Origin of the sequence: Curvibacter delicatus NBRC 14919, assembly GCF_001592265.1 — a bacterium.
Classification (GTDB): Bacteria; Pseudomonadota; Gammaproteobacteria; order Burkholderiales; family Burkholderiaceae_C; genus Hylemonella; species Hylemonella delicata.
In genome coordinates, this window is record NZ_BCWP01000002.1 from 1 (window position 1) to 22,564 (window position 22,564).

The window sequence follows — 22,564 nt, forward strand, 5'->3', positions numbered from 1 at the left end:
CATAGAGGCGGTTAGTGAAGGCACTCATTACAAGTACCTCCGAAGAAAGACCCGCTGGCGCTCAGCCAGCCAGTTATGCAACGGCCCCATCCACGACTCGTATCGAGCCGACAGCCTTAAAAAGCCCGCATGCTCAATCCAGTAGCCAACTCGATAAAGATGGCGCTGGGAGCGAGCCGACCAGTGCGCCTGAAGCTTTCCGACCGCGTTATCAGCTCTCATACGGGCGACAACACGATCAAGGTAGGGGTTGGAATCAAAGTCCATTCCTGCCCCCCTCATCCATTCGCAAGTTCATACCTGCAATCAGCTGAGTAGCTTCTTTGAGAAAAGCCTTTTGAGCACGACGCCTCTCAGCCCTGCTCTCGAAGGCATCGGCATTCACATGAAGGACAGCAGTTCGTGACGCCTTGTCAACGACCAAACGGAACACCTGTTCTTCGCTGCGAAAAGAACGTTTTCCGTTCCTTGTTGTTCCAAAGTGTCCTAGTGATAAATCTAGGGCCGGCTTCGCCGGCCCCGGCAGGGGCGCTAGCGCATCCCCAGCCGGAGCCGACGAAGCATCCCCATTGAAAATTGACTTAGCCATAGCAGGCCTCCACACGGTTCGGTTGTGAACACGCCGCAGCCGATCCGAGTTGAAAACTCGAAAACGGCGCAACGAAAGTAGGAGTGCAGGGACCAGAAGCCCGATTGGTCGGGAATCCTGCTAGGTCAGGCGCAATGGCCGAATGTGTGGGAGCTATGCCCGAAAGTAAAAAACCGCCGTATTTGGTTCTATGGCTTGCCCGAAATATATTGGTGGCGGGTGGACAAGCGTTTTTATTGTGATACCGACTGCGCGCGCACGTCAAGCGGCGCGACTGCCGGGTGTGGCAGATAGCGAACATTTGCGTAACTCCTGTGTAGCCAATGACAGCCAACATGAGTTACACGCCAAGGGTAAAAGCCCCGCCAGACCTACCCTAGACCGGTTCGTAATGAGAAGGTCGGGTGTTCGATTCATCTCTCCGGCACCAGTTAAAAAACCCGCCAATCGCAAGATTGGCGGGTTTTTTCTTGGCTCTATGGCATGTGATGCTGAACTCGCACGCCCCACTTCATCAGGCCGACGCCTTCGCACCCGAAGCGACCCAGACCGGATCGACCGCCTCGATCCGCGGGGCGGCGGAAGCTTCACCCAAGGCATGCCCCTGCAGCAGGTCCACCCCCAGCGACTGAAGCACCGCGGCCTGTTCGAAGTTTTCCACGCCCTCGGCAATCACGCGCAGGCCAAAACGCCGTGCGATCAGGATCGCCCCTTCGATGATGGCGTGTCCATGTCCATGGATGGCATGCACGAAGGAGCGATCGATTTTCAGGGCATCGAGCGGGAACTCGTGCAGGCGCGAGAGCGAGGAATAACCCGTACCGAAATCGTCCACATGCACACGCACGCCGAGCTTGCGCAGCCGAACCAGGGTCTCCAGCGCCGGCGTCGTGTGCTGTTCGCCGAAAATGGATTCGGTGACTTCGATATCCAGGCGCGCCGCCGGCAAGCCGGCCGTGGCCAATGCCTCGGCGACCATGTCCGCAAAACCAGCCACCAGCAATTGCCGGATGGAAACGTTGAGAGCCACGGCAGGGGCATCATGACCTGCGCCCCAGACCATGGCGTCGGTACAGGCCCGTTTCAGCACCCATTCACCCAGCTCCACAATGCGATCCGAATCTTCTGCAATCGGGATGAACTCTTCGGGCCGGATCACCCCCAGCACGGCATGCTCCCAGCGCAGCAGAGCTTCCAGGGCGGCCACTTCGCCGCTACTGGCATCAACGATCGGCTGATAGACCACGCTCAGCGAACCATCCACGGTAGCATCACGCAGCGCCTGGCTGATTTCCAGCCGGCGCCTTTGCACACGGGAAAGCAGCTCATGGTAGGCGAGGATATGACCTCGCCCGGAGCGTTTCACCTCGGTCGCGGCCAGATCAGCGGCCCGGATCAGGTCTGACGGCGTTTTGCCATCACGCGGAAAGCGTGCAACCCCGATGCTGACGCCGACATGCAGCAATTCATCGTCCACCTGCAACGGCGCCATCACACGTTCGCGCAGCGTCATGGCCAGACGCATGCCCCGGTCGGCATCATCCGGCAGCAAAGGAATGGCCACCACGAACTCGTCACCGCCCCAGCGTGCCACGACCGCATCCGCCGGCATACGTACCTCGAAGCAGCGGGCGATTTCCTGCAACACGCGGTCACCCAGGTCGTGCCCCAGGCCATCGTTGATCTGCTTGAAGCGATCCAGGTCGAGAAACAGCACGGCAATGCCCTCGGGAGAGGCCTGCAAAATGCGTTCATCCATCCAACGCTGCAGGCCACGCCGGTTGAACAAGCCGGTGAGCGCATCACGATGGGCCATGGTCTGCAAAGCCTCCGTGCGCTCGGCAACGCGTTTCTCCAGGCTGGCGTTGAGCGCCTCGACCTCGTGGTTGTGCTGCGTCAGCCGGGCCACCAGATCGGTGTTTTCTTCCTGCAAGGCGATGGAACGCACCACAATCTTGTGGTTGTTCTTATGGCCGACCAGCATGACAACAAAGAAGATCAGTCCCAGTGTGGCCAACACGGGCTCTGAATGCGGCAGCCAATACAGCTTCAGACACGCGGGCACCAACAGCAAACCGATATAAATACGACCGACCCCGAGCAAGGGCGCCAGCACGCCGGTGGCCCCACCGGCCAAGGCGGACACCACAATCAGCATGACGAACTGCCCTTCGGCAGGTTGCTTGTCGAGCTGGGTCCAGACCAGCACAACCCACATCAGGGCGCCCAGTACCAAGCCGACTTCATAGGGCCGCTGCCAGCGTAAGCGCTGTGTTGATGTCAGCAGTGCCCCAGTGCCGAACTGACGCGAGAAGGCCAGATCGAGCCCCAGGCGCAGCAGGCTGATGCACAGCACAATGCCCAGCCACAGCCAAGGCCACACCTGCCCCTGACCGCTGAACGCAATCGCCACCCCCACCGTGGCCGCCAGATTCACCAGCACACTGGCCCGGTTGTTGCGATAGGCCAGCAGCAGCAACTCACTGGCGATGCGGTTGTTCCGCGCAACCGCATGAGCCTGCACTGCCGACACGTTCAATTCGCCTGCTTGCATACAGCCCCTCAAGATTCGGTGCCGTCCCTTCGCGATCGGCATTCCGTATCACACCGGATGCAGATCAGGGAGGCTGCTCATTATTGAACTGCTTCGCCCCAAGTTGCAAGCCGGCACACCATTCCTGCACAGCAGATGCTTGCGTACCGTCAAGCGGCAATGCTTTTGCGCTTGCGGCTGGCCAGGGGTTTCTGCTTGCCTTTGGTCAGACCTTCATCGACAGGCCGCAGCACCCCGTGGCAAAGCGTGGCAATGAACTGATCGGCAATCTGCTCAGGTTCGTACTCGCCGTCCGGCTGGTACCAGCGGCCGATCCAGCCCAGCGCACCGGCAATCAGGAAGGCCGTCATCTTGGGGTCGCACGGGGCAATCGCCCCCTCTTCCACCCCGGCCGCCACCAGACGGCGGAATTCCATGTCGATGCCGGACTTGAGGCGCCGTAGCTCCTTCCGGCTCTTGGGTGGCAACTCGTCGTCGGCAATGCGGATGACGCACATGCCGAAATCCATGGTGACGATGCGGGTGTAGACGCGCATGCAGGCCATCAGCTGCTCGACCGCGGAGCCGCCCGCCTCGCGGCTGGCCTCGATGCCCTCGTGCATCATCTCCAGCCCGCGCCGCACGCAAGCAATCAGGATCTCGTCCTTGTTCTTGACGTAGTAGTAGAGCGTGGGCTTGCTGACATTGAGCCGGGCCGCGATGTCGTCCAGCGAGGTGGCGTGAAAACCCTTCTCGTTGAACAGCTGCGCCGCGGTCGACAGCACGGCATTGCGCTTGGCCTCACGCTGCTGCTCGCGCATGGACGGTGGCGCCCAGGGCGAAGCCGCGGCAGCGGGGGCCGCCATCTTGCGGCGTTGCGGACGTGTCGTTGTCATGACAGGTGCTACGGGAAAGTCCTGATGCCCGAAGGCTTGGCAAATTCCAGAATCTACTCGTGAGTAAAAAGTTTACGCATAAGTAGAAATTTTCCGATTCGCACAAACCCGTAGTGACGCCGATGGAGAACACGCCTGCAGGCCCCCCCAGACTCAGCCTCTGCTGAGCGTCGATGGCGTCACGCTGGCCTTTGGCGGCGTGAAGGCGCTCAGCGGCGTGAGTTTCGACGTGGCGCCCGGCTCCATCACCGCGGTGATCGGCCCCAACGGTGCCGGCAAGACCTCGCTGTTCAACACCATCTCCGGCTTTTACCGCCCCACTAGCGGCAGCGTGCGCTACCAGGGGCAGGACATCACGCGTATTCCTGCGCCGCGGCGCGCAAAGATGGGCCTGGGCCGCAGCTTCCAGAACATTGCCCTGTTTCGCGGCATGACGGTGCTGGACAACATCAAGCTCGGCCGCCATGCCCACCTGAAGAGCAACGTGCTCGACGCCCTGTTCTACATCGGCCGGGCGCGCCGCGAGGAAGCCGAACTGCGTGCCGACATCGAGGAACGCATCATCGATTTCCTGGAGATCGACCACATCCGCCATGCACCGGTGTCGGCCTTGTCCTACGGGCTGCAAAAGCGCGTGGAAATGGCGCGCGCGCTGGCCATGCAGCCCGAGATCCTGATGCTCGATGAACCGGTGGCCGGCATGAACCGCGAGGAAACCGAGGACATGGCGCGTTTCATCCTCGACGTGCGCGCCGAATGGGGCGTCACGGTGCTGATGGTGGAACACGACATGGGCATGGTGATGGACCTGTCGGACCACGTGGTGGTGCTCAACTTCGGCCAGGTCATTGCCCAGGGCGCCCCGGCCACCGTGCAGGCCGATCCGGAAGTGATCCGCGCCTACCTCGGCTCCGGCGATGTCGGCGATCTGCGGCGCAAGCTGCATGCAACAGCGGGAGCCGTCTGATGGATTGGGCCTACCTGTTCGAGATCAGCCTGACCGGCATCGCCAGTGGCGGCCTCTATGCGCTGGCGGCGCTCGCCTTCGTCATGGTCTACAAGGCCACGCGCGTCGTCAACATCGCCATCGGTGAAATGCTGATGGCCGGCGCCTACCTGTTCTTCACCTTCGCCTCGATGCTGGCGTTGCCGATCTGGCTGGCCATTCCGGCTGCCGTGCTGGGTGCCGGTTTGCTGGGTGCGGTGATCGAGCGCACCGTGATCCGCCCGCTGCTGGGCGAGCCGCCGATCTCTGTCTTCATGGTCACCGTGGGCCTGGCCTCGGTGCTGGTGGGCCTGGTCGAAATGATCTGGACAGCGGACCAGAAGCGCCTGCCCGACTTCATGCTCACGAAGGCCATCATGGTCGGTGATGCGTTCCTGGCGCCCAAGATCTTCTGGGGCGCGGTGATCGCCGTGGTCTTCATAACCGCCGTGTTGCTGGTGTTCCGTTTCTGGCGCGGCGGCGTCGCCTTGCGCGCCACCGCCTCCGACCAAGCGGCCGCCTACTCCATGGGCATCAACGTGCCGCGCGTGTTCTCGCTGGCCTGGGTGGTGTCAGCCATGCTGGCGGCCCTGTCGGGCATCATCGTCGGCTCGATCGGCGGCATCTCTTCCACCATGGGCGTGTTCGGTCTGTCGGTGTTGGTGGTGGTGATCGTTGGTGGCCTGGACAGCGTGCTGGGCGCGCTGGTCGGTGGCCTGTTCATCGGTCTGGTCGAGGCACTGGCCGGCGCCTACCTGGGCGGCGAGTACAAGCTGCTGGCGACCTTCATCGTGCTGGTCGTGATCCTGATGATCCGGCCCTACGGCCTGTTCGGCACCCACGAGATCGAGAGACTCTGATGAGAATAGGTACCCTCAAGGAGTCCTACATCGCCGACGCGGCGCTGTTTGACTCACGCACGCAGAAAATCTGGCTGGCGGTCGCGGCCATCCTGCTGCTTCTGTTTCCCTTTGTGGCCAGCGACTACTGGCTGTACCTGGCCTGTCTGGTCTGCATCAACGTGGCCAGCGCCACCGGCCTCAACATCCTGACCGGCTACACCGGGCTGGTGAGCCTGGGCCAGGCCGCCTTCATGGGGCTGGGTGCCTACACGGTGGCCATCATGCAGCTGCGCCTGGGCACGCCCTTCCTGCTCAACATCCTGGCCGGCGGCTGTGTCGCCATGCTGGGCGGCCTGATCGTCGGCATCCCCTCGTTGCGCGTGAAAGGGCTGTACCTGGCGATTGCCACCATCGCCGCCTCCTTCATCACCCACTTCATCTTCGCCAACACGTCTTTCACCGGCGGCACCGGCGGCCTCACACTGCCGCCGGCCAGCGCCTTCGGCGTGTTGCTCGACACCTCGTTCCGCTTGTACTGGGTGATCGTGCCGGTCACGGTGCTGATGCTGCTGGGCGCCGCCAATCTGTTCCGCACCCGCGTCGGGCGCGCCTTCATCGCCATCCGCGACCGTGACATCTCGGCCGAGGTTCTTGGTATTCCGCTGCTGCGCTACAAGCTGCTGTCCTTCGGTCTGTCGTCCTTCTATGCCGGCGTGGCCGGCGGCCTGTGGGCCTACTTCTTCCGCGTGGTGACACCCGAGAGCTTCCCGCTGCTGATGTCCATCTTCTTCCTCGCCGCCATCATCGTCGGCGGCATGGGCACCATCTTGGGCGCCATTCTGGGCGCGGTGTTCATGACCATGATGCCCGAACTGCTGAAACTGGTGTTCGATCTGCTGCCCAACAGCACGGAACTCACGGTGTTCCTGTCGCCCGTGCGCACCATCATCTTCGGCCTCTTGATCATCGGCTTTCTGGTGTTCGAGCCGCACGGGCTCGCAGAAGTGTGGCGGCGCATTCGCCGTTTTTTCCATCTGTGGCCGTTCCGCAATTGAGCGGACCCATGGGCAACGCAAACGAAAAGGAGACAAGCATGCAGAACTCACGCATTTCCCAAAATCGTCGCTCCCTGCTGCTCGCAGCAGGCGCTTCGCTGGCCGCGCCGCTGGCCGCGCATGCCCAAGCCGGCGGTGAAGACATCGTTCTCGGCGGCTCCATCCCCATGACGGGTGTGTTTGCCTTTGCCGGCGTCGGCATCAATGCCGGCATCGCCGACTACGTCAAGATCCTCAACGACGGCGGCGGCATCAAGGGCCGCAAGGTGCGCTACGTGCCGGAAGACACCGGCTACAAGGTGGACGTCTCGGTGGCCGCCTACAAGAAGATCACCAGCCAGAACAAGGTGAGCCTCTACTACGGCGACTCGACCGCCTTCTCCAAGACCATCAACCCGGAGCTGGACCGCAATGGCAACATCCTGATGGCCGGTGCCTCGTTCGCCACTGAACTGAACGATCCACAGAAGTACCCGAACCAGTTCCTGGTCGGCCCTGACTACACCGAGATGTTCGGCATCCTGCTACGCCACATCGCCAAGGAGAAACCCGGTGCCAAGGTGGCCTTCGTCTACTCCGACTCCGAATTCGGCCGCGACCCGGTCGAAAGCAGCGAAGCGCTGGCCAAGAAACTCGGCCTGAACGTCGTCATCAAGATCATGACACCGCCCGGCAGCGTGGACGTGTCGACCGAAGTCATCAAGCTGCGCCGCGCGGCACCCGACTACACCATCTTCCACGGCTACATCCTGGCGCCGATTCCCGAGTTCATCACCCAGGGCAAGCAGCAGGGCATGACCAGCAAGTGGATGGGCACCTTCTGGACCATGGACAGCTCCACCGTCATGAAGATGGGCGAGGCCGGCGACGGTTTCATGGGCGTGATGCCCTACCGCTACTACTACGACACCTCGGCCAAGGCGCCGATGCTCGACAAGATCCGCCAGATGCGCCCCGAGTACCAGAGTACGGCCTACATCCAGGGCTTCCTGGCCGCCATGTTGTTCACCGAGGCGGCCAAGCGCACGCTGGACGCGAAGAAGGAGCTCAACGGCAAGAACCTCAAGGCCGCACTCAACAGTATCAAGGACTTCGACACCGGCGGCCTGATCGGCGTGCCGATCACCATCAAGGGCAACTCCATCCCGGTGGGACGCGTCTACAAGGCCGACATGAAGGCGCAGAAGATGGTACCGGCCTCCGACTGGATTTCGTTGTGAGATGAATCACCCGCATTGAGATGAGTCACCCCCCTGAGTCGCTGCGCGCCTTCCCCCCTCTCTCGCGCTGCGCGCGGGAGGGGGGACGCACCCAGTGGCCCGGCGAAGCCGGTTCCACGGGTGCCCTGGGTTGAACCCCCTTCACCTCCGCAACACCATGACTTCCGCTGCATCAAACCACGTCCTCGAGGTCAACAACATCGAGGTCGTCTACAACAAGGTGGTGCAGGCCCTGCGCGGCCTGTCGCTGGCCGTGCCGCGCGGCCAGATCGTGGCCTTGCTGGGCAGCAACGGGGCGGGCAAGTCCACCACGCTCAAGGCCATCTCGGGCCTGCTGACGCTGGAAGACGGCGAGCTCGAGGGCGGGCAGATCCTGTTCAACGGCCAGCCCACGCGCGCGCTGGCACCCCAGCAACTGGTGCGCCAGGGCCTGAGCCATGTGATGGAAGGCCGCCGCGTTTTCGAAGACCTCACGGTGGAGGAAAACCTGGTGGCCGCCACCTATGCCTTGACCGGCCGCAATGGGGCCAAGCCCGACTTCGACCTGGTCTACACCTACTTCCCGCGCCTGCACGAGCGGCGCAAAGGGCTGGCGGGCTACCTCTCCGGCGGCGAGCAGCAGATGCTGGCCATCGGCCGCGCGCTGATTGCCCAACCGGAGCTGATCCTGCTGGACGAGCCCTCGCTCGGCCTGTCGCCCAAGCTGGTGGAAGACATCTTCACCATCATCGCGCGTATCAACGCCGAGCGCGGCGTCTCCATGCTGCTGGTGGAGCAGAACGCCACCGTGGCGCTGGCCGTGGCGCACAGCGGCTACATCATGGAGAACGGCAAGATCGTGATCGACGGCAGCGCCGAGCGGCTGGCCTCCGACCCCGACGTGCGCGAGTTCTACCTCGGCATGGGTGGTGGTGGCGAAGCCAAGAGCTTCAAGGACATCAAACATTACAAGCGTCGCAAACGCTGGTTGTCATGACACCCACAGCCCTTCCCGAACTGACCCTGCCCCAGATGCTGCGCCAGCAGGCGCAGGCCATGCCGGCGCGCATCGCCATCCGCCAGAAGGACTTCGGCATCTGGAAACCGGTGCGCTGGGATGCCTACTACCAGCGTGCCTGCCACTTCGGTCTGGGCCTGCGCGCCCTGGGCCTGCTGGCCGGCGGCCACGTCGGCGTGATTTCGGAAAACCGCATCGAGTGGGTGCTGGCGCAGATGGGCGCCGGCCTGGTCGGTGCCGTGACGGTCGGCGTCTACCCGACCAGCCCGACGCCCGAAGTGGCCTACGTGGTCGCCCATGCCGACATCGAGGTCATGGTCTGCGAAGACCAGGAGCAGACCGACAAGGTGCTGGCGGCACTGGATGAGCTGCCACGCCTGCGCCGCATCGTGGTGATGGAAACCAAGGGCCTGCGCAGCTTCGCGCCCGAGATGCGCCAGCTGATCTCCACCTTCGACGAGGTCGAGCAGCTCGGCGCCGCCAGCGGCAACAGTGCCCTGATCGACGAAGCCCTGACTCATCAGACATTGGATGACATCGGCCTGATGATCTACACCTCGGGCTCCACCGGCAAGCCCAAGGGCGCCATGATTTCCTACCGCAACATCCGCGGCGTGGTGCCCGGCATCGTGGAGCGGCTCGGCCTGTCGGCGGACACCACCCACCTGTCCTACCTGCCGCTGTGCCACGTGGCCGAGCAGATGCTGACCACCTTCGTGCCCGTCTATGTCGGTTCGCAGGTGAACTTCGGCGAATCAATCCGCACCGTGCAGGAAGACCTGCGCGAGGTGGCCCCCACCATGTTCCTGGGCGTGCCGCGCATCTGGGAGAAACTGCACGCGGCCATCAGCATCAAGCTGCAGGAAACCGGTGGCCTGCGCCGAGCCCTGTTCCGCTGGGCCTACGCGGCTTGTTCGGGCTTGGCCGAGAAACCGCGCAAGGCCTGGCGCCTGAGCGACAAAGCCGCCTACTGCCTCAGTTACTGGAGCATCTTCCGCTCGCTGCAGAACTTCATCGGCCTGCGCAACGCCCAGGTGGCGCTCACCGGTGCAGCCCCGATTCCACCCGACGTGGTGCGCTTCTTCCGCGTGCTCGGCGTCCCGCTGGTGGAGGTGTATGGCCTGACCGAATCGACCGGCATGATCACCGGCCACCGCCGCGACGACGTGGTCATCGGTACCGTGGGTGTGCCCATCCTGGGCGTCGAACACCGCATCGGCGCCGAGGGTGAACTGCAGGTACGTGGCGACATGGTGTTTGCCGGCTACTACAAGAGCCCGGAAGCCACCGCCGCCAGCATCCGCGACGGCTGGCTGCACACCGGCGACGTGGTGCGCGAAGAACGCGGCCAGCTAAAGATCGTCGACCGCCTGAAGGACATCATGATCACCGCTGGCGGCAAGAACCTCACGCCCTCGGAGATCGAGAACACGATGAAGGGCAGCCCCTACATCAAGGAGTGCATCATCGTGGCCGAAGGGCGCAAGTTCGTCGGGGCCCTGGTGCAGATCGACCTGGAAACGGTGGGCAAGTGGGCCGAGGCACGCCGCATTCCGTTCACGCATTTCCGCTCGCTGGTAGAGACGCCGCAGGTGCGCGAGCTGATCCAGACTGAAATCGACCGCGGCAATGAACGCCTGGCCCAGGTCTCGCAGATCCGCAAGTTCCACCTGCTGACCAAAGAACTCGACCATGACGACGGTGAAGTCACCGCCACCATGAAAGTGCGCCGCTCCAGCATCTACAAGACCTACGCGGTGGAAATCGAAACCTTGTACCGTTGAACCTGCGACGGGCCGCCTTTGGGCAATGCACCCAAACCGCAGATTTTCGTGCCGGCATCCACGCCTTCTTCACCCAACAGCCGGCACAATTCAGGGGTGACTGACATTGACTTGCCTACAGGAGAAATTTCCATGAACCAGCGCGACATCTTCGTCGTCGGCACGGCCCGCACCGCCATTGGTACCTTCGGTGGTGCGCTCAAGGACGTGCCCAACACTCAACTCGCCACCACTGCGGTGCGCGCCGCCATCGAGCGCAGCGGCGTGGCACCGGACGCCGTCGGCCATGTGGTAATGGGCAATGTGATCCCGACCGACACCAAGGACGCCTACCTGAGCCGCGTTGCTGCCATCGATGCCGGCTGCCCGATCGAGACGCCCGCCTTCAACGTCAACCGCCTGTGCGGTTCGGGCCTGCAGGCCATCGTGTCGGCGGCACAAGCCATTGCCCTGGGTGATTGCGACATCGCCATCGGCGGTGGCTCCGAATCGATGAGCCGCGGCCCCTACTTCGACACCTCGGCGCGTTATGGCATGCGCATGGGGGACGCCACGCTGGTGGACTACATGCTCGGCATCCTGCATGACCCATGGGAGAAGATGCACATGGGCGTCACGGCCGAAAACGTGGCGGCACGCTACAACATCTCGCGTGAGCAGCAGGATGCACTGGCCGCCGAAAGCCAGCGCCGTGCGGCCGTCGCCATTGCCGAGGGCCGCTTCAAGGAACAGATCGTCCCGGTGGAGGTCAAGACCCGCAAGGGCGTCGTGCTGTTCGACACCGACGAACATGTGCGGGCCGATACCACGGTTGAGACGCTGGCCAAGATGAAGCCGGCCTTCAAGAAGGATGGTCTGGTCACGGCCGGCAATGCCTCCGGCATCAACGACGGCGCGGGTGCCGTGGTGCTGGCCGCCGGCAGCCGCGTGCAGGCGCTCGGCCTCAAACCGCTGGCACGCCTGGTCGGCTACGCCCACGCCGGCGTCGACCCGGCCTACATGGGCATCGGCCCGATTCCGGCCACGCGCAAGGTGCTGGAACGCACCGGCCTGAAGGTGAGCGATCTCGACGTCATCGAGGCCAATGAGGCCTTTGCGGCCCAAGCCTGCGCCGTCATCAAGGAACTGAATTTCGACCCGGCCAAGGTGAACCCGAACGGCTCCGGCATCTCGCTCGGCCACCCGGTGGGCGCCACCGGCGCCATCATCACCACCAAGGCGATTGCCGAGCTGCACCGCACCGGCGGTCGTTACGCCCTGGTCACGCTGTGCATCGGTGGTGGCCAAGGTATTGCCGCTATCTTCGAACGGGTCTGAACACCCTTATGAAAAAGAAAAGGGGCTGACCATGAAGGTCAGCCCCTTTTGTCATCTGACAAGCACTGTCAGGCGACCACCACCTGTGGCACCGGGGTGCGGATCAGGTAATCAAAGGCGCTGAGTGCAGCCTTGGCACCTTCGCCGGTGGCGATGATGATCTGCTTGTATGGCACCGTGGTCACGTCGCCGGCCGCGAACACGCCCGGTACATTGGTGGCACCCTTGGCATCGACCACGATCTCGCCGTGTCGGCTCAGCTCCACCGTACCCTTGAGCCATTCGGTGTTGGGCACCAGGCCGATCTGCACGAACACACCTTCCAGCTCGACATGGCGCGACTCACCACTGGCGCGGTCGGTGTACGTCAGGCCGTTGAGTTTGTTGCCGTCGCCGGTGAACTCGGTGGTCTGGGCCTGGGTGTGAATGGTGACATTGGGCAGGCTCTTGAGCTTGGCCACCAACACGGCATCGGCACGCAGGGCGTCACCGAACTCGAGCAGGGTCACATGCGCCACGATACCGGCCAGGTCGATCGCGGCCTCGACACCCGAGTTGCCGCCGCCGATCACCGCCACGCGCTTGCCCTTGAACAAGGGACCATCGCAGTGCGGGCAGTAGGCCACGCCCTTGTTCTTGTACTGTTCTTCGCCCGGCACATTGACATTGCGCCAGCGCGCGCCGGTGGACAGGATGACACTGCGGCTCTTGAGCGAACCGCCGTTGGCCAGTTGGACCTCGATCAAACCACCCGGCTCGCTGGCCGGAATGATCTTGTCGGCACGCTGCAGGTTCATGATGTCCACGTCATAGGCCTTGACGTGCTGCTCCAGAGCGGCCGCGAACTTCGGGCCGTCGGTTTCAGGCACCGAGATGAAGTTCTCGATCGCCATGGTGTCGTTCACCTGGCCGCCGAAGCGCTCGGCCGCCACGCCGGTACGGATGCCCTTGCGCGCCGCATACACAGCCGCTGCGGCACCGGCCGGGCCACCGCCGACAATGAGCACCTCATACGGTGCGCGGGCAGAAAGCTTGGCGGCATCACGGGCCGCCGCGCCGGTGTCGAGCTTGGCCACAATCTCTTCCACGCCCATGCGGCCGGAGCCGAACGGCTCGCCGTTGAGGTAGATGCTGGGCACGGCCATGATCTGGCGTTCGTTGACCTCGTCCTGGAACAGCGCGCCGTCGATGGTGACCACACGCACCTTGGGATTGAGCACCGCCATGAGGTTGAGCGCCTGCACCACGTCCGGGCAGTTGTGGCAGCTGAGGGACATGTAGACCTCGAAGTTGTAGTCGCCGTCGAGGTTGCGGATCTGCTCGATCACCTCGGGCTCGACCTTGGGCGGATGGCCGCCGACCCACAGCAGCGCCAGCACCAGCGAGGTGAACTCATGCCCCAGCGGAATGGCGGCAAAACGCAGGCCCATGTTGTAGCCCAGGCGGTTGAGCGCGAAGGAGGGCTTGCGCGCATCGGTGCCGTCGGTGCGCAAGGTGATCTGGTTGGACAGTGCGGCAATGTCCTTCAGCAGCCCTTCCATGTCACGCGAGCTTTCACTGTCGCCTAGCGACGCCACGATTTCGAACGGCTGGGTCACCCGCTCGAGGTAAGCCTTGAGTTGTGCCTTGAGGTTGTCGTCCAACATGATGTCTGTCCTTGGTATTTAAGCAACACTGAGAGCTGGCCGCCCGGTGTGCCGGGCAGCCTTGCACGAAAGCCGGCAGGCGTTGTGCGCCTGCGGGCCATTCATCAACAAGATTTAGATCTTGCCCACCAGGTCCAGCGAGGGCGTCAGGGTCTTGGCGCCTTCGTTCCACTTGGCCGGGCAAACTTGGCCGGGGTTGTTGGCCACGTACTGAGCCGCCTTCAGCTTGCGCACGGTTTCCTTGACATCACGCGCGATGGCGTTGTCATGGACTTCCATGGTCTTGATGGTGCCTTCGGGGTTGATGATGAAGGTGCCGCGCAGTGCCAGGCCTTCTTCCGGGATGTGCACGCCGAAAGCGTTGGTCAGGGCGTGGGTCGGGTCGCCCACCAGGGGGAACTTGGCCTTGCCGACAGCGGGCGAGGTCTCATGCCACACCTTGTGCGAGAAGTGGGTGTCGGTCGTCACGATGTAGACCTCGGCACCGGCCTTCTGGAACTCGGCGTAGTTGTCGGCAGCGTCTTCAATCTCGGTCGGGCAGTTGAAGGTGAAGGCAGCCGGCATGAAGATCAGCACGGACCACTTGCCCTTCAGGCTGGCGTCGGTCACTTCGATGAACTTGCCATTGTGGAAAGCGTTGGCTTTGAAGGGCTGAACCTGGGTGTTGATCAGAGACATGAATTAACTCCGTTAGATGGATAAGACTTGGTTATTGAGCCACCGGTTTTTTGAACCGATGAGGAATTATAGATCCAAACTATTGATAATCTTTTTATGTTTTATCTATGCTATCGATAGGAAACATATATTGCGCCGCACCAACGCGCGCCACTTTTGTCAGCTAAAGAAAAATACGAGCGCTCAGAGCCCCGCGCTTTTCAGCAGCAGACCCAGCAGGGCGCATGCGGCAATGACGTGCATCACATTACGCTGAAAGCGCAGCAAGGCCACGGCAGCGGCCAAGGCGATCAGGGCTGACACCCAGTCGAACGCCCCGGCATAACCCTGCGGCCACAGCACGTGGTAACCGAAGAACAACGCCAGGTTGAGCACCACGCCAACCACGGCCGCTGTGATGGCGGTCAATGGCGCAGTGAACTTGAGGTCGTTATGGGTCGATTCGACCAGAGGCCCACCGGCCAGGATGAACAGGAAAGAGGGCAGGAAGGTGAACCAGGTCACCAGCACGGCCGCAAGAGCGCCCGCAAGAAACAGCTGTTGCGGCCCCAGCAAGGCCTGGCCATACCCCCCCACAAAGCCGACAAAAGCCACCACCATGATCAGCGGCCCGGGCGTGGTTTCTCCCAACGCCAGGCCGTCGATCATCTGCTCGGGCGTGAGCCAGCCGTAGTGGCCGACGGCCCCCTGGTAGACGTAAGGCAGCACCGCATAGGCACCGCCGAAGGTCAACAGCGCCGCCTTGGTGAAGAACCAGCCCATCTGGGTGTAGGCATGGTTCCAGCCCCCGATCAGGCTCAGTGCAGCCATCGGTACGGACCACAACAGGGCCCCCAACAGCAGGATCCGCAGCAGGTGTGGCCAGCGAAAGCGCGCATGGATCGGTGTGGGTGTCTCGTCATCGATCAGGGCCGGGCCATAGGACTTCACCTTAGGCCCGTGTCCGCCAAGGCGAAAGCGGCCCGGCGCGATGCGCCCCCCGACATAACCGACCAGTGCCGCCACCGCCACGATGGCCGGGAACGGCACATTGAGCGCGAAGATGGCAACAAAGGAAGCCGCCGCAATGGCCCATAGCGCACTGTTTTTCAGGGCGCGCGAACCAATGCGCCACGCCGCCTGCAGCACGATGGCCGTCACCGCCGGTTTGATGCCATAGAACAAGCCGGCCATCAGCGGCGTCTGGCCAAAGGCGACGTAGAGCCAGGACAGCGCAATGAGAATGAAGAGCGAAGGCAGGACGAACAGCACGCCCGCCACAATGCCGCCCCAGGTGCGGTGCATCAGCCAGCCGATGTAGGTGGCGAGTTGCTGGGCTTCCGGCCCGGGCAACAGCATGCAGTAGTTGAGCGCATGCAGAAAGCGTCTTTCCGAAATCCAGTGCCGGCGTTCAACCAGCTCCTGGTGCATGACCGCAATCTGCCCGGCCGGCCCGCCGAAACTGATGAAGCCGAGCTTGAGCCAGAAATAGAACGCCTCTCGGAAACTCACGGCAGCGGGGATGGCAGGCTCGGGTGATGAGGAGGAAGGGCGGGTCATCTTGGTCTGGATGTCTTTCTCCCATCATAGCCAGCCCCGTGATGACGGCGTGACAAATCGGGTGACAATCCTGCCCCATGTTCATCGCCGCCCAATTGCTTGCCTTTGTGACTCAGCCTCTGGCCTGGGTCGCCCTGTTGCTGTTGTTGGGCCTGCTGACCCAGCGCCGCTGGCGCCGTTGCGGCCTGGGGCTGATCTGGCTGGCCTTGGGCACGCTGCTGCTGCAAGGTTGGGAGCCGTTGCCGGATGCGCTGCTACGTCGGCTCGAAGCGCGCTATCCTGCCACGAGCAGCTTGCCGGATGCACAGCGCTACGCCGGCATCGTGGTGTTGGGCGGTGCGCTCGAACCTACCTATGCCTGGCAAGGACATGGCCAGCCGGCACTCAATGAGGCCGCCGAGCGCATGACCGGTGCCCTGCCACTTCTGCAACGCCACCCCCACCTTCAACTGCTGTTCACCGGCGGCTCGGGTGAGCTGTTCGAACCAGGTTGGACTGAAGCCGAGCGCGCGCGCATCTTCTACGCCGACATGGGTGTTGCGCCACAGCGTCTGTTGTTCGAACCAGCCTCGCGCACCACCTATGAAAACGCGGTGCTGAGTGCCCAACTGCCGGAGGTCGACAAGACCCGCCCCTGGTTGCTGCTCACCTCCGCCTGGCACATGCCGCGCGCCATGGCGGCCTTCGAGAAAGCCGGCTGGAATGTGACTGCCTATCCAGTGGATTTCCGCACCGGCACTGAAACACCGTGGACGCGTTACTCGCTCGCCAGAGCTGCCAACAAGTGGCATCTGGCGCTGCACGAATACCTGGGGTTGCTGGCTTATCGTCTGAGCGGGAAGTCCTAGGCACGGGTCCTGCTGACGGCGTCCCGCACACGCCATCTCTGAGGGGTGGAAACGCGTACCTTTGATACGAATTGATACAAGCGCTCCCCCTATACTTCGGCGCATGCAATCGTCTCCAACCCGGCACACATGGCACGCAAGTCTCCTTCATGCCGAGGCCACCATGACGATGCCGCCAGTCTCCCACCTCCCGTCCTGCCGTCCGCTTCTGGCTTGAGTCTGCCCACATGTCCTGTTCGCCAGAAGAGCTGAAAAAGCGAAGCGATGCCGTGGCATCCAAATGGCAGTCCTTTCAGGACCTGCCCGCCACCGATCATCTGCTGGAGTTTGCCGTTTCGGTCTCGAGCTTCACCGAGTTCCTGCACGGCAAGGGGCTGTCGGGCCTGCACCAGATTTCACGCAATCTGGAACAGCAGGCGATGTCCCTGTTTGAGGTGGACACTGGCGGGGCCGTTCCCCAAACCACCCTGGTTGAGCTGAATCTGCGCGTGCGGGAACTGGGCATGCGGGTGGCAGATTTCATCGACAGCAACAGCCGCCCGATCGTGGAGCGGCGTGCGCACCCGGACAGTTCGGCCGCCATGGACATCACGCCGCGCCATCGTGTCTGGCTGGTCGGCAACCAGGCCGCACCATGGCAGGAACTGGTGCTGCAACTCGGCTACTTCAGCATCGACGCCGAGTTCCACAAGACGCAGGAGTTGCCCAGCCATGCTGACGAACCGGCGATTGTCTTGCTGGACGCCGAAGGCCTGACCACCCAGCAGGTCAGCATCGAAATTCAACAGCTGCGTGCACGCTTTTCCGCCAGCACCCTGCTGGTCGCTCGACTGCCAATCGACTTTGACAGCCTGAAGTCTGCACTGACAGCGGGCTGCGATTTCTGCTTCACCCACACAAGCGCCCCGTCGGGCATTCTGGCCAAGATCATCGAGCTGTGCGGCAACCAGGAGGAAGCGCCTTATCGCGCCCTGGTGGTGGAAGACTCACCCACGGCGAGCAAATCCATTCAGCGCACCCTGGCCATGTGCGGCATTGAAACCCACGCCATCTCCAAGCCGCATGAAGTGCTGGAGTGCCTGACGCGCTTTCAGCCCGACCTGATCCTGATGGACATGTTCATGCCGGGGTGTACCGGCGTCGAAGCGGCCCGGGTGATTCGCCAGCACCCCGAATTCCTCTCCACCCCGATCGTCTATCTGTCCGGCGACACCGATGTCCCCATGCAGATCGAAGCGCTGCGCCTCGGGGGCGACCACTTCCTCACCAAGCCGTTCAATCCGGTGGTGCTCAACGCCATTGTCCAGAGCAAGATCGAACGCTACCGAGCCTTGCGGCGCGCCATGCAGCACGACAGCCTGACCGGCCTGCTCAACCACATCGCGTCCAAGGAAAAACTGGCCGCCGCCATCCAGCAGGCCGTGGCCGAACAGCAGCCGCTGTCGGTGGCGATGATCGACATCGATCACTTCAAGAAAATCAACGACAGCTACGGTCACCAGACCGGCGACCAGGTGATCCGCAGCGTGGCCTGGTTTCTCAAGCAGCGCCTGCGCAAGACCGACCTGATCGGCCGTTACGGCGGCGAAGAATTCCTGCTGCTGCTGCCTGCGGCCGATGCCGACCTGGCCACCGAAATACTCGACCGGATCCGGCGCGACTTCAGCCTGATCAAGCACCCGTTCAATGAAACCTGGTTCAGTGCCACCTTCTCCGCCGGGCTCGCCCAGTTGCAAGACCAGGCCAGCGCCGAAACGCTGATCAAGCAGGCCGACGAAGCCCTCTACGGGGCCAAGCGCGCAGGGCGCAATCGCATCGTCAGGTGGGAGTGAGCTGCGGCTCCGTCACGGCCAGCGGCATCGCCAGCACCTTGTCGATGCGACGGCCGTCCATGTCCACCACCTCGAACAGCCAGTCGGCGCACTCGATGCGCTCCCCGGTGTTTGGCAGATGACCGCTGACGGCCAAGAGCAGGCCGGCCACCGTGTTGTAGCGGCCGCGGCCCTCGTCGGGCAGGTCACGAATGCTGAGCCGGCTCTTGAGCTCATCAACCGGCATCAGCCCGTCGAGCAGCCAGGAACCATCCTCGCGCGGCGTCGCCCAGGCATCGATCTGCGCCACCGGCTGCAATTCGCCGGTGATCGCCTCCAGCAGGTCGCCCGGCGTCACCAGGCCCTGCACCACGCCGTACTCGTCGACCACGAACACCATGCGCCCGGAGCGCGAGCGGAACTGCTCCAGCAACTCCATGCCCGACAGCGTCTCGGGCACGAAGACGGCCGGTTGCACGTGGGCTTCGATCAGCCCCTCCTGCCCGACACCCAGCGCCAGCAGCTTGCCGACGCTGATCAGGCCCACCACGTCATCGAGCGAGCCGCGGCACACCGGATACCAGGAATGCGCACTGCGCTCACCCGCTTCACCGACCAGCTGCAGGCATTGCGCCACGCTGTGGCTTGCTTCCAGCCAGGCCACATCACTGCGCGGCACCATCAGCGAAGTCAACGGCCGGTCATCGAGACGAAACACGTTCTGCACCATCTGGTGCTCCTGCGCTTCGATCACGCCGGCATCCACCCCCTCTTCCAGGCTGTGGCGGATCTCTTCTTCCGTCATGCTGCGCGCCACGTCGGTCGGGATGCGTAGCAGCTTGAGAATGCCTTGGGTCGTGGCCGCCAGCAGCTTCACGAACGGTTTGGCCACCAGGGCCAGCCAGTGCATGGGGCGTGACGTCCAGCGCGCCACCACCTCGGGATAAAGCTGGCCGATGCGCTTGGGCACCAGCTCACCGAAGATGATGGTGACAAAGGTGATGGCCGTCACCACCAGCGCCGTGGCGGAAATCGATGCCGCCCGATCCGTCACACCCAGGCTCACGAGCCAGCCGGCCAGGTTGTCACTGAAGGCTGCCTCGCCGACGATGCCGTTGAGCACGCCAATCGAGGTGATGCCGACCTGCACCGTGGAGAGGAACTGGTTCGGGTTGTCGAGCAGCATCAGCGCCGTCTGTGCGCCGCCGTCGCCCGCCTCGGCCATGGCCATGAGGCGTGCCTTGCGGCTGGCCGCCAGGGCCAGCTCCGACATGGCGAACACGCCGTTGAGCAGGGTCAACAGCGCGATCAGAAAGACTTCCATGAAACCCGAGCGAGAATAAACACCATGGCACTTTACCTGATTGGTGACGTGCAGGGCTGCGATGCCGCCCTGCAGCGTCTGCTCGACGAAATTTCCTTCTCGCCCAGCCGCGACACACTGTTCCTGCTGGGCGACCTGGTCAACCGCGGGCCGGACTCGGCCGCCGTGCTGCGCCGCCTCATGGGCTATGGCACTTCAGCGCGCTGCCTGCTGGGCAACCACGACCTGCACCTGCTGGCCATCGTGCACGGCGTGCGTCGGCCCAGCCGCAGCGACACGCTGGACGACGTGCTGCAGGCCCCGGACCGCCCCGCCCTGCTGGACTGGTTGTGCCGGCAGCACCTGGCGTTGCTGGAGCGCTGCCACGATGAAGAGGTTTTGATGGTCCACGCTGGTGTCCTGCCTGCGTGGACAGCTACAAAAAACAATAGCAATTGCGAGCGAAGTGGAAGCCGTTCTGCAAAGCCCCGAGCTGCCGGACTTTCTACGCCAGATGTACGGCAATGAACCGGCACACTGGGACGATGCGCTCACGGGAACCGCACGGCTGCGCGTGATCGTCAATGCACTGACCCGGCTGCGTTTTTGCACGGTCGAAGGCGAGATGGAATTCGCCACCAAGGAAGGTGCCGGGGCGGCACCCGCCGGCTACCTGCCGTGGTTCGAAGTGCCAGGGCGGCAGACTGCCAATGTGACGGTGGCCTTTGGCCACTGGTCCACGCTGGGCTGGCTGGACCGGCCCGATGTGCTGGCGCTGGATACCGGCTGCGTCTGGGGCGGCTGCCTGAGTGCCGTACGCCTGGGCGCGGCCCGGGCGCATGAACTGATCCAGGTGAAGTGTGTCGCCGCGCAAACGCCAAGGGTGCGCGGTGATTGAGGCTTAGGCCGTCGGTTCGTTGGCCTTGAACAGGGCCGCCACCTTGCGCTTGGGTTTGATGTTGGCCGACAGGCGGCTCGCCGGCTTGGCCGTCGCCTCCCAGGCCGGTGCTGCCTCGGCAGCCGGCGCTTCGTAGGGCTTGTCGAAGAAGGGGTCTTTCGGTGCCGGTGCCGGGCGGGCGTAGTCACGCGGCGCCGAACGGCGTTCGCGCCGCACGATCGATTCGCTCTGCTCGTACAGGCGCCGGCCGTCGTTGATGCGGCCCTGCTTGCGGATGTCCGGCGTGTCCTCGTCGAACTCCACGGCTTCGAGCTCGATCTTGGTCTTGATGAGCTTTTCGATGTCACTCACCAGGCGGGCATCCTTACCCGAGACGAAACTCACCGCCAGGCCGGAGGCACCGGCGCGGCCGGTACGGCCGATGCGGTGCACATAGTCTTCGGCGTTGAACGGGATGTCGAAATTGAACACCGCCGGCACATCCTTGATGTCCAGGCCGCGTGCGGCCACGTCAGTACACACCAGCAGGTCGACCTCGCCCTTCTTGAAGGCGTCCAGCGCTTTCAGGCGCTCGTCCTGGCTCTTGTCGCCGTGCAGGGCGGCGGTCTTGAGGCCTTCGCGCTCCAACGACCGGGCCAGCCGGGCGCAGCCGAGCTTGCTGTTGACGAACACGAACGCCTGCTTCATGCCGCGCTGGCGCAGGATCTGGTGCAGGGCATGGCGCTTGTCGTCCTCGCCCACGCTGTAGAAATGCTGCTCCACGGTGGAGGCGGTGGCGTTGGAGCGCGCCACCTCGATCGTCACCGGGTCCTGCAGGTAACTGCCGGCCAGGCGCTTGATCTCGGGCGAGAAGGTAGCGCTGAACAGCAGTGTGGTGCGCTGCTTGGGCAGGTAACTCAGGATGCGCTGCAGGTCGGGCAAGAAACCGATGTCGAGCATGCGGTCGGCCTCGTCCAGCACCACGTACTCCACCTGGTTGAGCACCGCGTTCTTGGCTTCGATGTGGTCCAGCAGGCGGCCCGGCGTGGCCACCAGCACCTCGACGCCTTTTTTCAGCTCCAGCGTCTGCGGCTTCATGTCCATGCCACCGAACACCACCGCGCTGCGCAGGTTGGTGTACTTGGCATAGAGCTTGACCTGCTGCGCCACCTGGTCGGCCAGCTCGCGCGTGGGCAGCAGCACCAGGGCGCGCACGGGATGGCGCGCCGGCGAGGTGGAGCTGTTTTCGTGCTTGAGCAGGCGCTGCAGCAGCGGCAGCGAGAAGGCGGCCGTCTTGCCGGTGCCGGTCTGGGCCGCGCCCATGACGTCCTTGCCCGTCAGCACCACGGGGATGGCCTGCGCCTGGATCGGCGTCATGGTCTCGTAGCCCATCTCGGCCACGGCGCGCCGCAGGGGTTCGGCCAGGGTCAGATCGGCATAACGCTGAAGCTCGGGGGTGCTGGATTCGGGGGTGGTTTGGGTCATCGATACCTGGGATTGTGTCGCCAGTAGTCCGGAGGGCCCGGTGGCCGGCGGTAGGTGCCCGAAACTTGGGGCAGCCCGTATTATCCCCCATCTACCACAAAGCGGCTTGATCCGGTCCGGCGGCCAATGCCCGGACCGGCAACAAGCCCATCCGGGCCT

Annotated in this window: 16 protein-coding genes and 1 pseudogene; 10 read left to right on the top strand and 7 right to left on the bottom strand. The window is 63.4% G+C overall.

Annotation, left to right across the window (positions count from 1 at the left end; all coding sequences use genetic code 11):
* Positions 1 to 1,103: 1,103 nt before the first annotated feature.
* Together CDE01S_RS01235 and CDE01S_RS01240 are read right to left on the bottom strand one after the other, a co-directional pair.
* On the bottom strand, positions 1,104 to 3,143 hold the full coding sequence (locus CDE01S_RS01235) for a putative bifunctional diguanylate cyclase/phosphodiesterase (protein ID WP_066702542.1): 2,040 nt from the start codon (positions 3,141 to 3,143) through the stop codon (positions 1,104 to 1,106).
* 149 nt (positions 3,144 to 3,292) lie between these two features.
* Entirely contained in the window at positions 3,293 to 4,018 is a 726-nt protein-coding gene (locus CDE01S_RS01240; protein WP_066702543.1) for a TetR/AcrR family transcriptional regulator, read from the bottom strand.
* A gap of 199 nt (positions 4,019 to 4,217) precedes the next feature.
* On the opposite strand from CDE01S_RS01240, the gene CDE01S_RS01245 reads away from it, so the two are divergent.
* The 7 genes from CDE01S_RS01245 (at position 4,218) to CDE01S_RS01275 (ending at position 12,218) form a co-directional block, all read left to right on the top strand.
* Positions 4,218 to 4,985 carry an ABC transporter ATP-binding protein gene (locus CDE01S_RS01245; protein WP_245636074.1) on the top strand — a complete coding sequence of 256 codons (768 nt, stop codon included), beginning with the start codon at positions 4,218 to 4,220 and terminating at the stop codon, positions 4,983 to 4,985.
* Positions 4,985 to 5,863 (top strand): branched-chain amino acid ABC transporter permease, encoded by an 879-nt coding sequence (locus tag CDE01S_RS01250; protein WP_066702546.1) that lies wholly within the window; start codon positions 4,985 to 4,987, stop codon positions 5,861 to 5,863. The genes CDE01S_RS01245 and CDE01S_RS01250 overlap by 1 nt, the downstream gene beginning before the upstream one ends.
* Entirely contained in the window at positions 5,863 to 6,900 is a 1,038-nt protein-coding gene (locus tag CDE01S_RS01255) for a branched-chain amino acid ABC transporter permease (RefSeq protein ID WP_066702557.1), read from the top strand. The genes CDE01S_RS01250 and CDE01S_RS01255 overlap by 1 nt, the downstream gene beginning before the upstream one ends.
* A 38-nt stretch (positions 6,901 to 6,938) precedes the next feature.
* Entirely contained in the window at positions 6,939 to 8,120 is a 1,182-nt protein-coding gene (locus CDE01S_RS01260) for an ABC transporter substrate-binding protein (protein ID WP_066702962.1), read from the top strand.
* Positions 8,121 to 8,277: 157 nt separating this feature from the next.
* The gene (locus tag CDE01S_RS01265; protein WP_066702560.1) at positions 8,278 to 9,096 is read left to right on the top strand and encodes an ABC transporter ATP-binding protein; all 819 of its coding nucleotides are present in this window, start codon (positions 8,278 to 8,280) and stop codon (positions 9,094 to 9,096) included.
* Entirely contained in the window at positions 9,093 to 10,901 is a 1,809-nt protein-coding gene (locus CDE01S_RS01270) for an AMP-dependent synthetase/ligase (protein ID WP_066702562.1), read from the top strand. The genes CDE01S_RS01265 and CDE01S_RS01270 overlap by 4 nt, the downstream gene beginning before the upstream one ends.
* 132 nt (positions 10,902 to 11,033) lie before the next feature.
* Entirely contained in the window at positions 11,034 to 12,218 is a 1,185-nt protein-coding gene (locus CDE01S_RS01275) for an acetyl-CoA C-acyltransferase family protein (RefSeq protein WP_066702573.1), read from the top strand.
* Positions 12,219 to 12,286: 68 nt separating this feature from the next.
* Here CDE01S_RS01275 and ahpF read toward each other — a convergent pair whose 3' ends face one another.
* The 3 genes from ahpF to chrA form a co-directional block, all read right to left on the bottom strand.
* Positions 12,287 to 13,864 (bottom strand): alkyl hydroperoxide reductase subunit F, encoded by a 1,578-nt coding sequence (gene ahpF / locus CDE01S_RS01280; RefSeq protein ID WP_066702575.1) that lies wholly within the window; start codon positions 13,862 to 13,864, stop codon positions 12,287 to 12,289.
* Between the two features lie 114 nt (positions 13,865 to 13,978).
* Positions 13,979 to 14,542 (bottom strand): alkyl hydroperoxide reductase subunit C, encoded by a 564-nt coding sequence (gene ahpC / locus CDE01S_RS01285; protein WP_066702578.1) that lies wholly within the window; start codon positions 14,540 to 14,542, stop codon positions 13,979 to 13,981.
* A 183-nt stretch (positions 14,543 to 14,725) separates the two neighbouring features.
* Entirely contained in the window at positions 14,726 to 16,081 is a 1,356-nt protein-coding gene (gene chrA, locus CDE01S_RS01290) for a chromate efflux transporter (RefSeq protein ID WP_066702581.1), read from the bottom strand.
* Between the two features lie 77 nt (positions 16,082 to 16,158).
* Here chrA and CDE01S_RS01295 point away from each other — a divergent pair, with 77 nt between their 5' ends.
* Positions 16,159 to 16,929, top strand: coding sequence for a YdcF family protein (locus tag CDE01S_RS01295; protein ID WP_066702583.1), 771 nt, complete (start codon positions 16,159 to 16,161; stop codon positions 16,927 to 16,929).
* A gap of 227 nt (positions 16,930 to 17,156) precedes the next feature.
* On the top strand, positions 17,157 to 18,761 hold the full coding sequence (locus tag CDE01S_RS01300) for a GGDEF domain-containing response regulator (protein ID WP_084382624.1): 1,605 nt from the start codon (positions 17,157 to 17,159) through the stop codon (positions 18,759 to 18,761).
* Here CDE01S_RS01300 and CDE01S_RS01305 read toward each other — a convergent pair.
* Positions 18,748 to 20,064 carry a hemolysin family protein gene (locus CDE01S_RS01305; RefSeq protein ID WP_066702585.1) on the bottom strand — a complete coding sequence of 439 codons (1,317 nt, stop codon included), beginning with the start codon at positions 20,062 to 20,064 and terminating at the stop codon, positions 18,748 to 18,750. The genes CDE01S_RS01300 and CDE01S_RS01305 overlap by 14 nt on opposite strands.
* 24 nt (positions 20,065 to 20,088) lie before the next feature.
* Here CDE01S_RS01305 and CDE01S_RS01310 point away from each other — a divergent pair.
* Positions 20,089 to 20,941: pseudogene (locus CDE01S_RS01310) on the top strand (symmetrical bis(5'-nucleosyl)-tetraphosphatase).
* Between the two features lie 3 nt (positions 20,942 to 20,944).
* Here the strand turns inward: CDE01S_RS01310 and CDE01S_RS01315 are convergent.
* On the bottom strand, positions 20,945 to 22,405 hold the full coding sequence (locus CDE01S_RS01315) for a DEAD/DEAH box helicase (RefSeq protein ID WP_066702590.1): 1,461 nt from the start codon (positions 22,403 to 22,405) through the stop codon (positions 20,945 to 20,947).
* Positions 22,406 to 22,564: the final 159 nt, after the last annotated feature.

Coding starts and splice junctions, on each gene's coding strand:
- CDE01S_RS01235 (WP_066702542.1), bottom strand. CDS start 3,143: ATGCAAGCAGGCGAATTGAACGTGTCGGCAGTGCAGGCTCATGCGGTT.
- CDE01S_RS01240 (WP_066702543.1), bottom strand. CDS start 4,018: ATGACAACGACACGTCCGCAACGCCGCAAGATGGCGGCCCCCGCTGCC.
- CDE01S_RS01250 (WP_066702546.1), top strand. CDS start 4,985: ATGGATTGGGCCTACCTGTTCGAGATCAGCCTGACCGGCATCGCCAGT.
- CDE01S_RS01255 (WP_066702557.1), top strand. CDS start 5,863: ATGAGAATAGGTACCCTCAAGGAGTCCTACATCGCCGACGCGGCGCTG.
- CDE01S_RS01260 (WP_066702962.1), top strand. CDS start 6,939: ATGCAGAACTCACGCATTTCCCAAAATCGTCGCTCCCTGCTGCTCGCA.
- CDE01S_RS01265 (WP_066702560.1), top strand. CDS start 8,278: ATGACTTCCGCTGCATCAAACCACGTCCTCGAGGTCAACAACATCGAG.
- CDE01S_RS01270 (WP_066702562.1), top strand. CDS start 9,093: ATGACACCCACAGCCCTTCCCGAACTGACCCTGCCCCAGATGCTGCGC.
- CDE01S_RS01275 (WP_066702573.1), top strand. CDS start 11,034: ATGAACCAGCGCGACATCTTCGTCGTCGGCACGGCCCGCACCGCCATT.
- ahpF (WP_066702575.1), bottom strand. CDS start 13,864: ATGTTGGACGACAACCTCAAGGCACAACTCAAGGCTTACCTCGAGCGG.
- ahpC (WP_066702578.1), bottom strand. CDS start 14,542: ATGTCTCTGATCAACACCCAGGTTCAGCCCTTCAAAGCCAACGCTTTC.
- chrA (WP_066702581.1), bottom strand. CDS start 16,081: ATGACCCGCCCTTCCTCCTCATCACCCGAGCCTGCCATCCCCGCTGCC.
- CDE01S_RS01295 (WP_066702583.1), top strand. CDS start 16,159: ATGTTCATCGCCGCCCAATTGCTTGCCTTTGTGACTCAGCCTCTGGCC.
- CDE01S_RS01300 (WP_084382624.1), top strand. CDS start 17,157: ATGTCCTGTTCGCCAGAAGAGCTGAAAAAGCGAAGCGATGCCGTGGCA.
- CDE01S_RS01305 (WP_066702585.1), bottom strand. CDS start 20,064: ATGGAAGTCTTTCTGATCGCGCTGTTGACCCTGCTCAACGGCGTGTTC.
- CDE01S_RS01315 (WP_066702590.1), bottom strand. CDS start 22,405: ATGACCCAAACCACCCCCGAATCCAGCACCCCCGAGCTTCAGCGTTAT.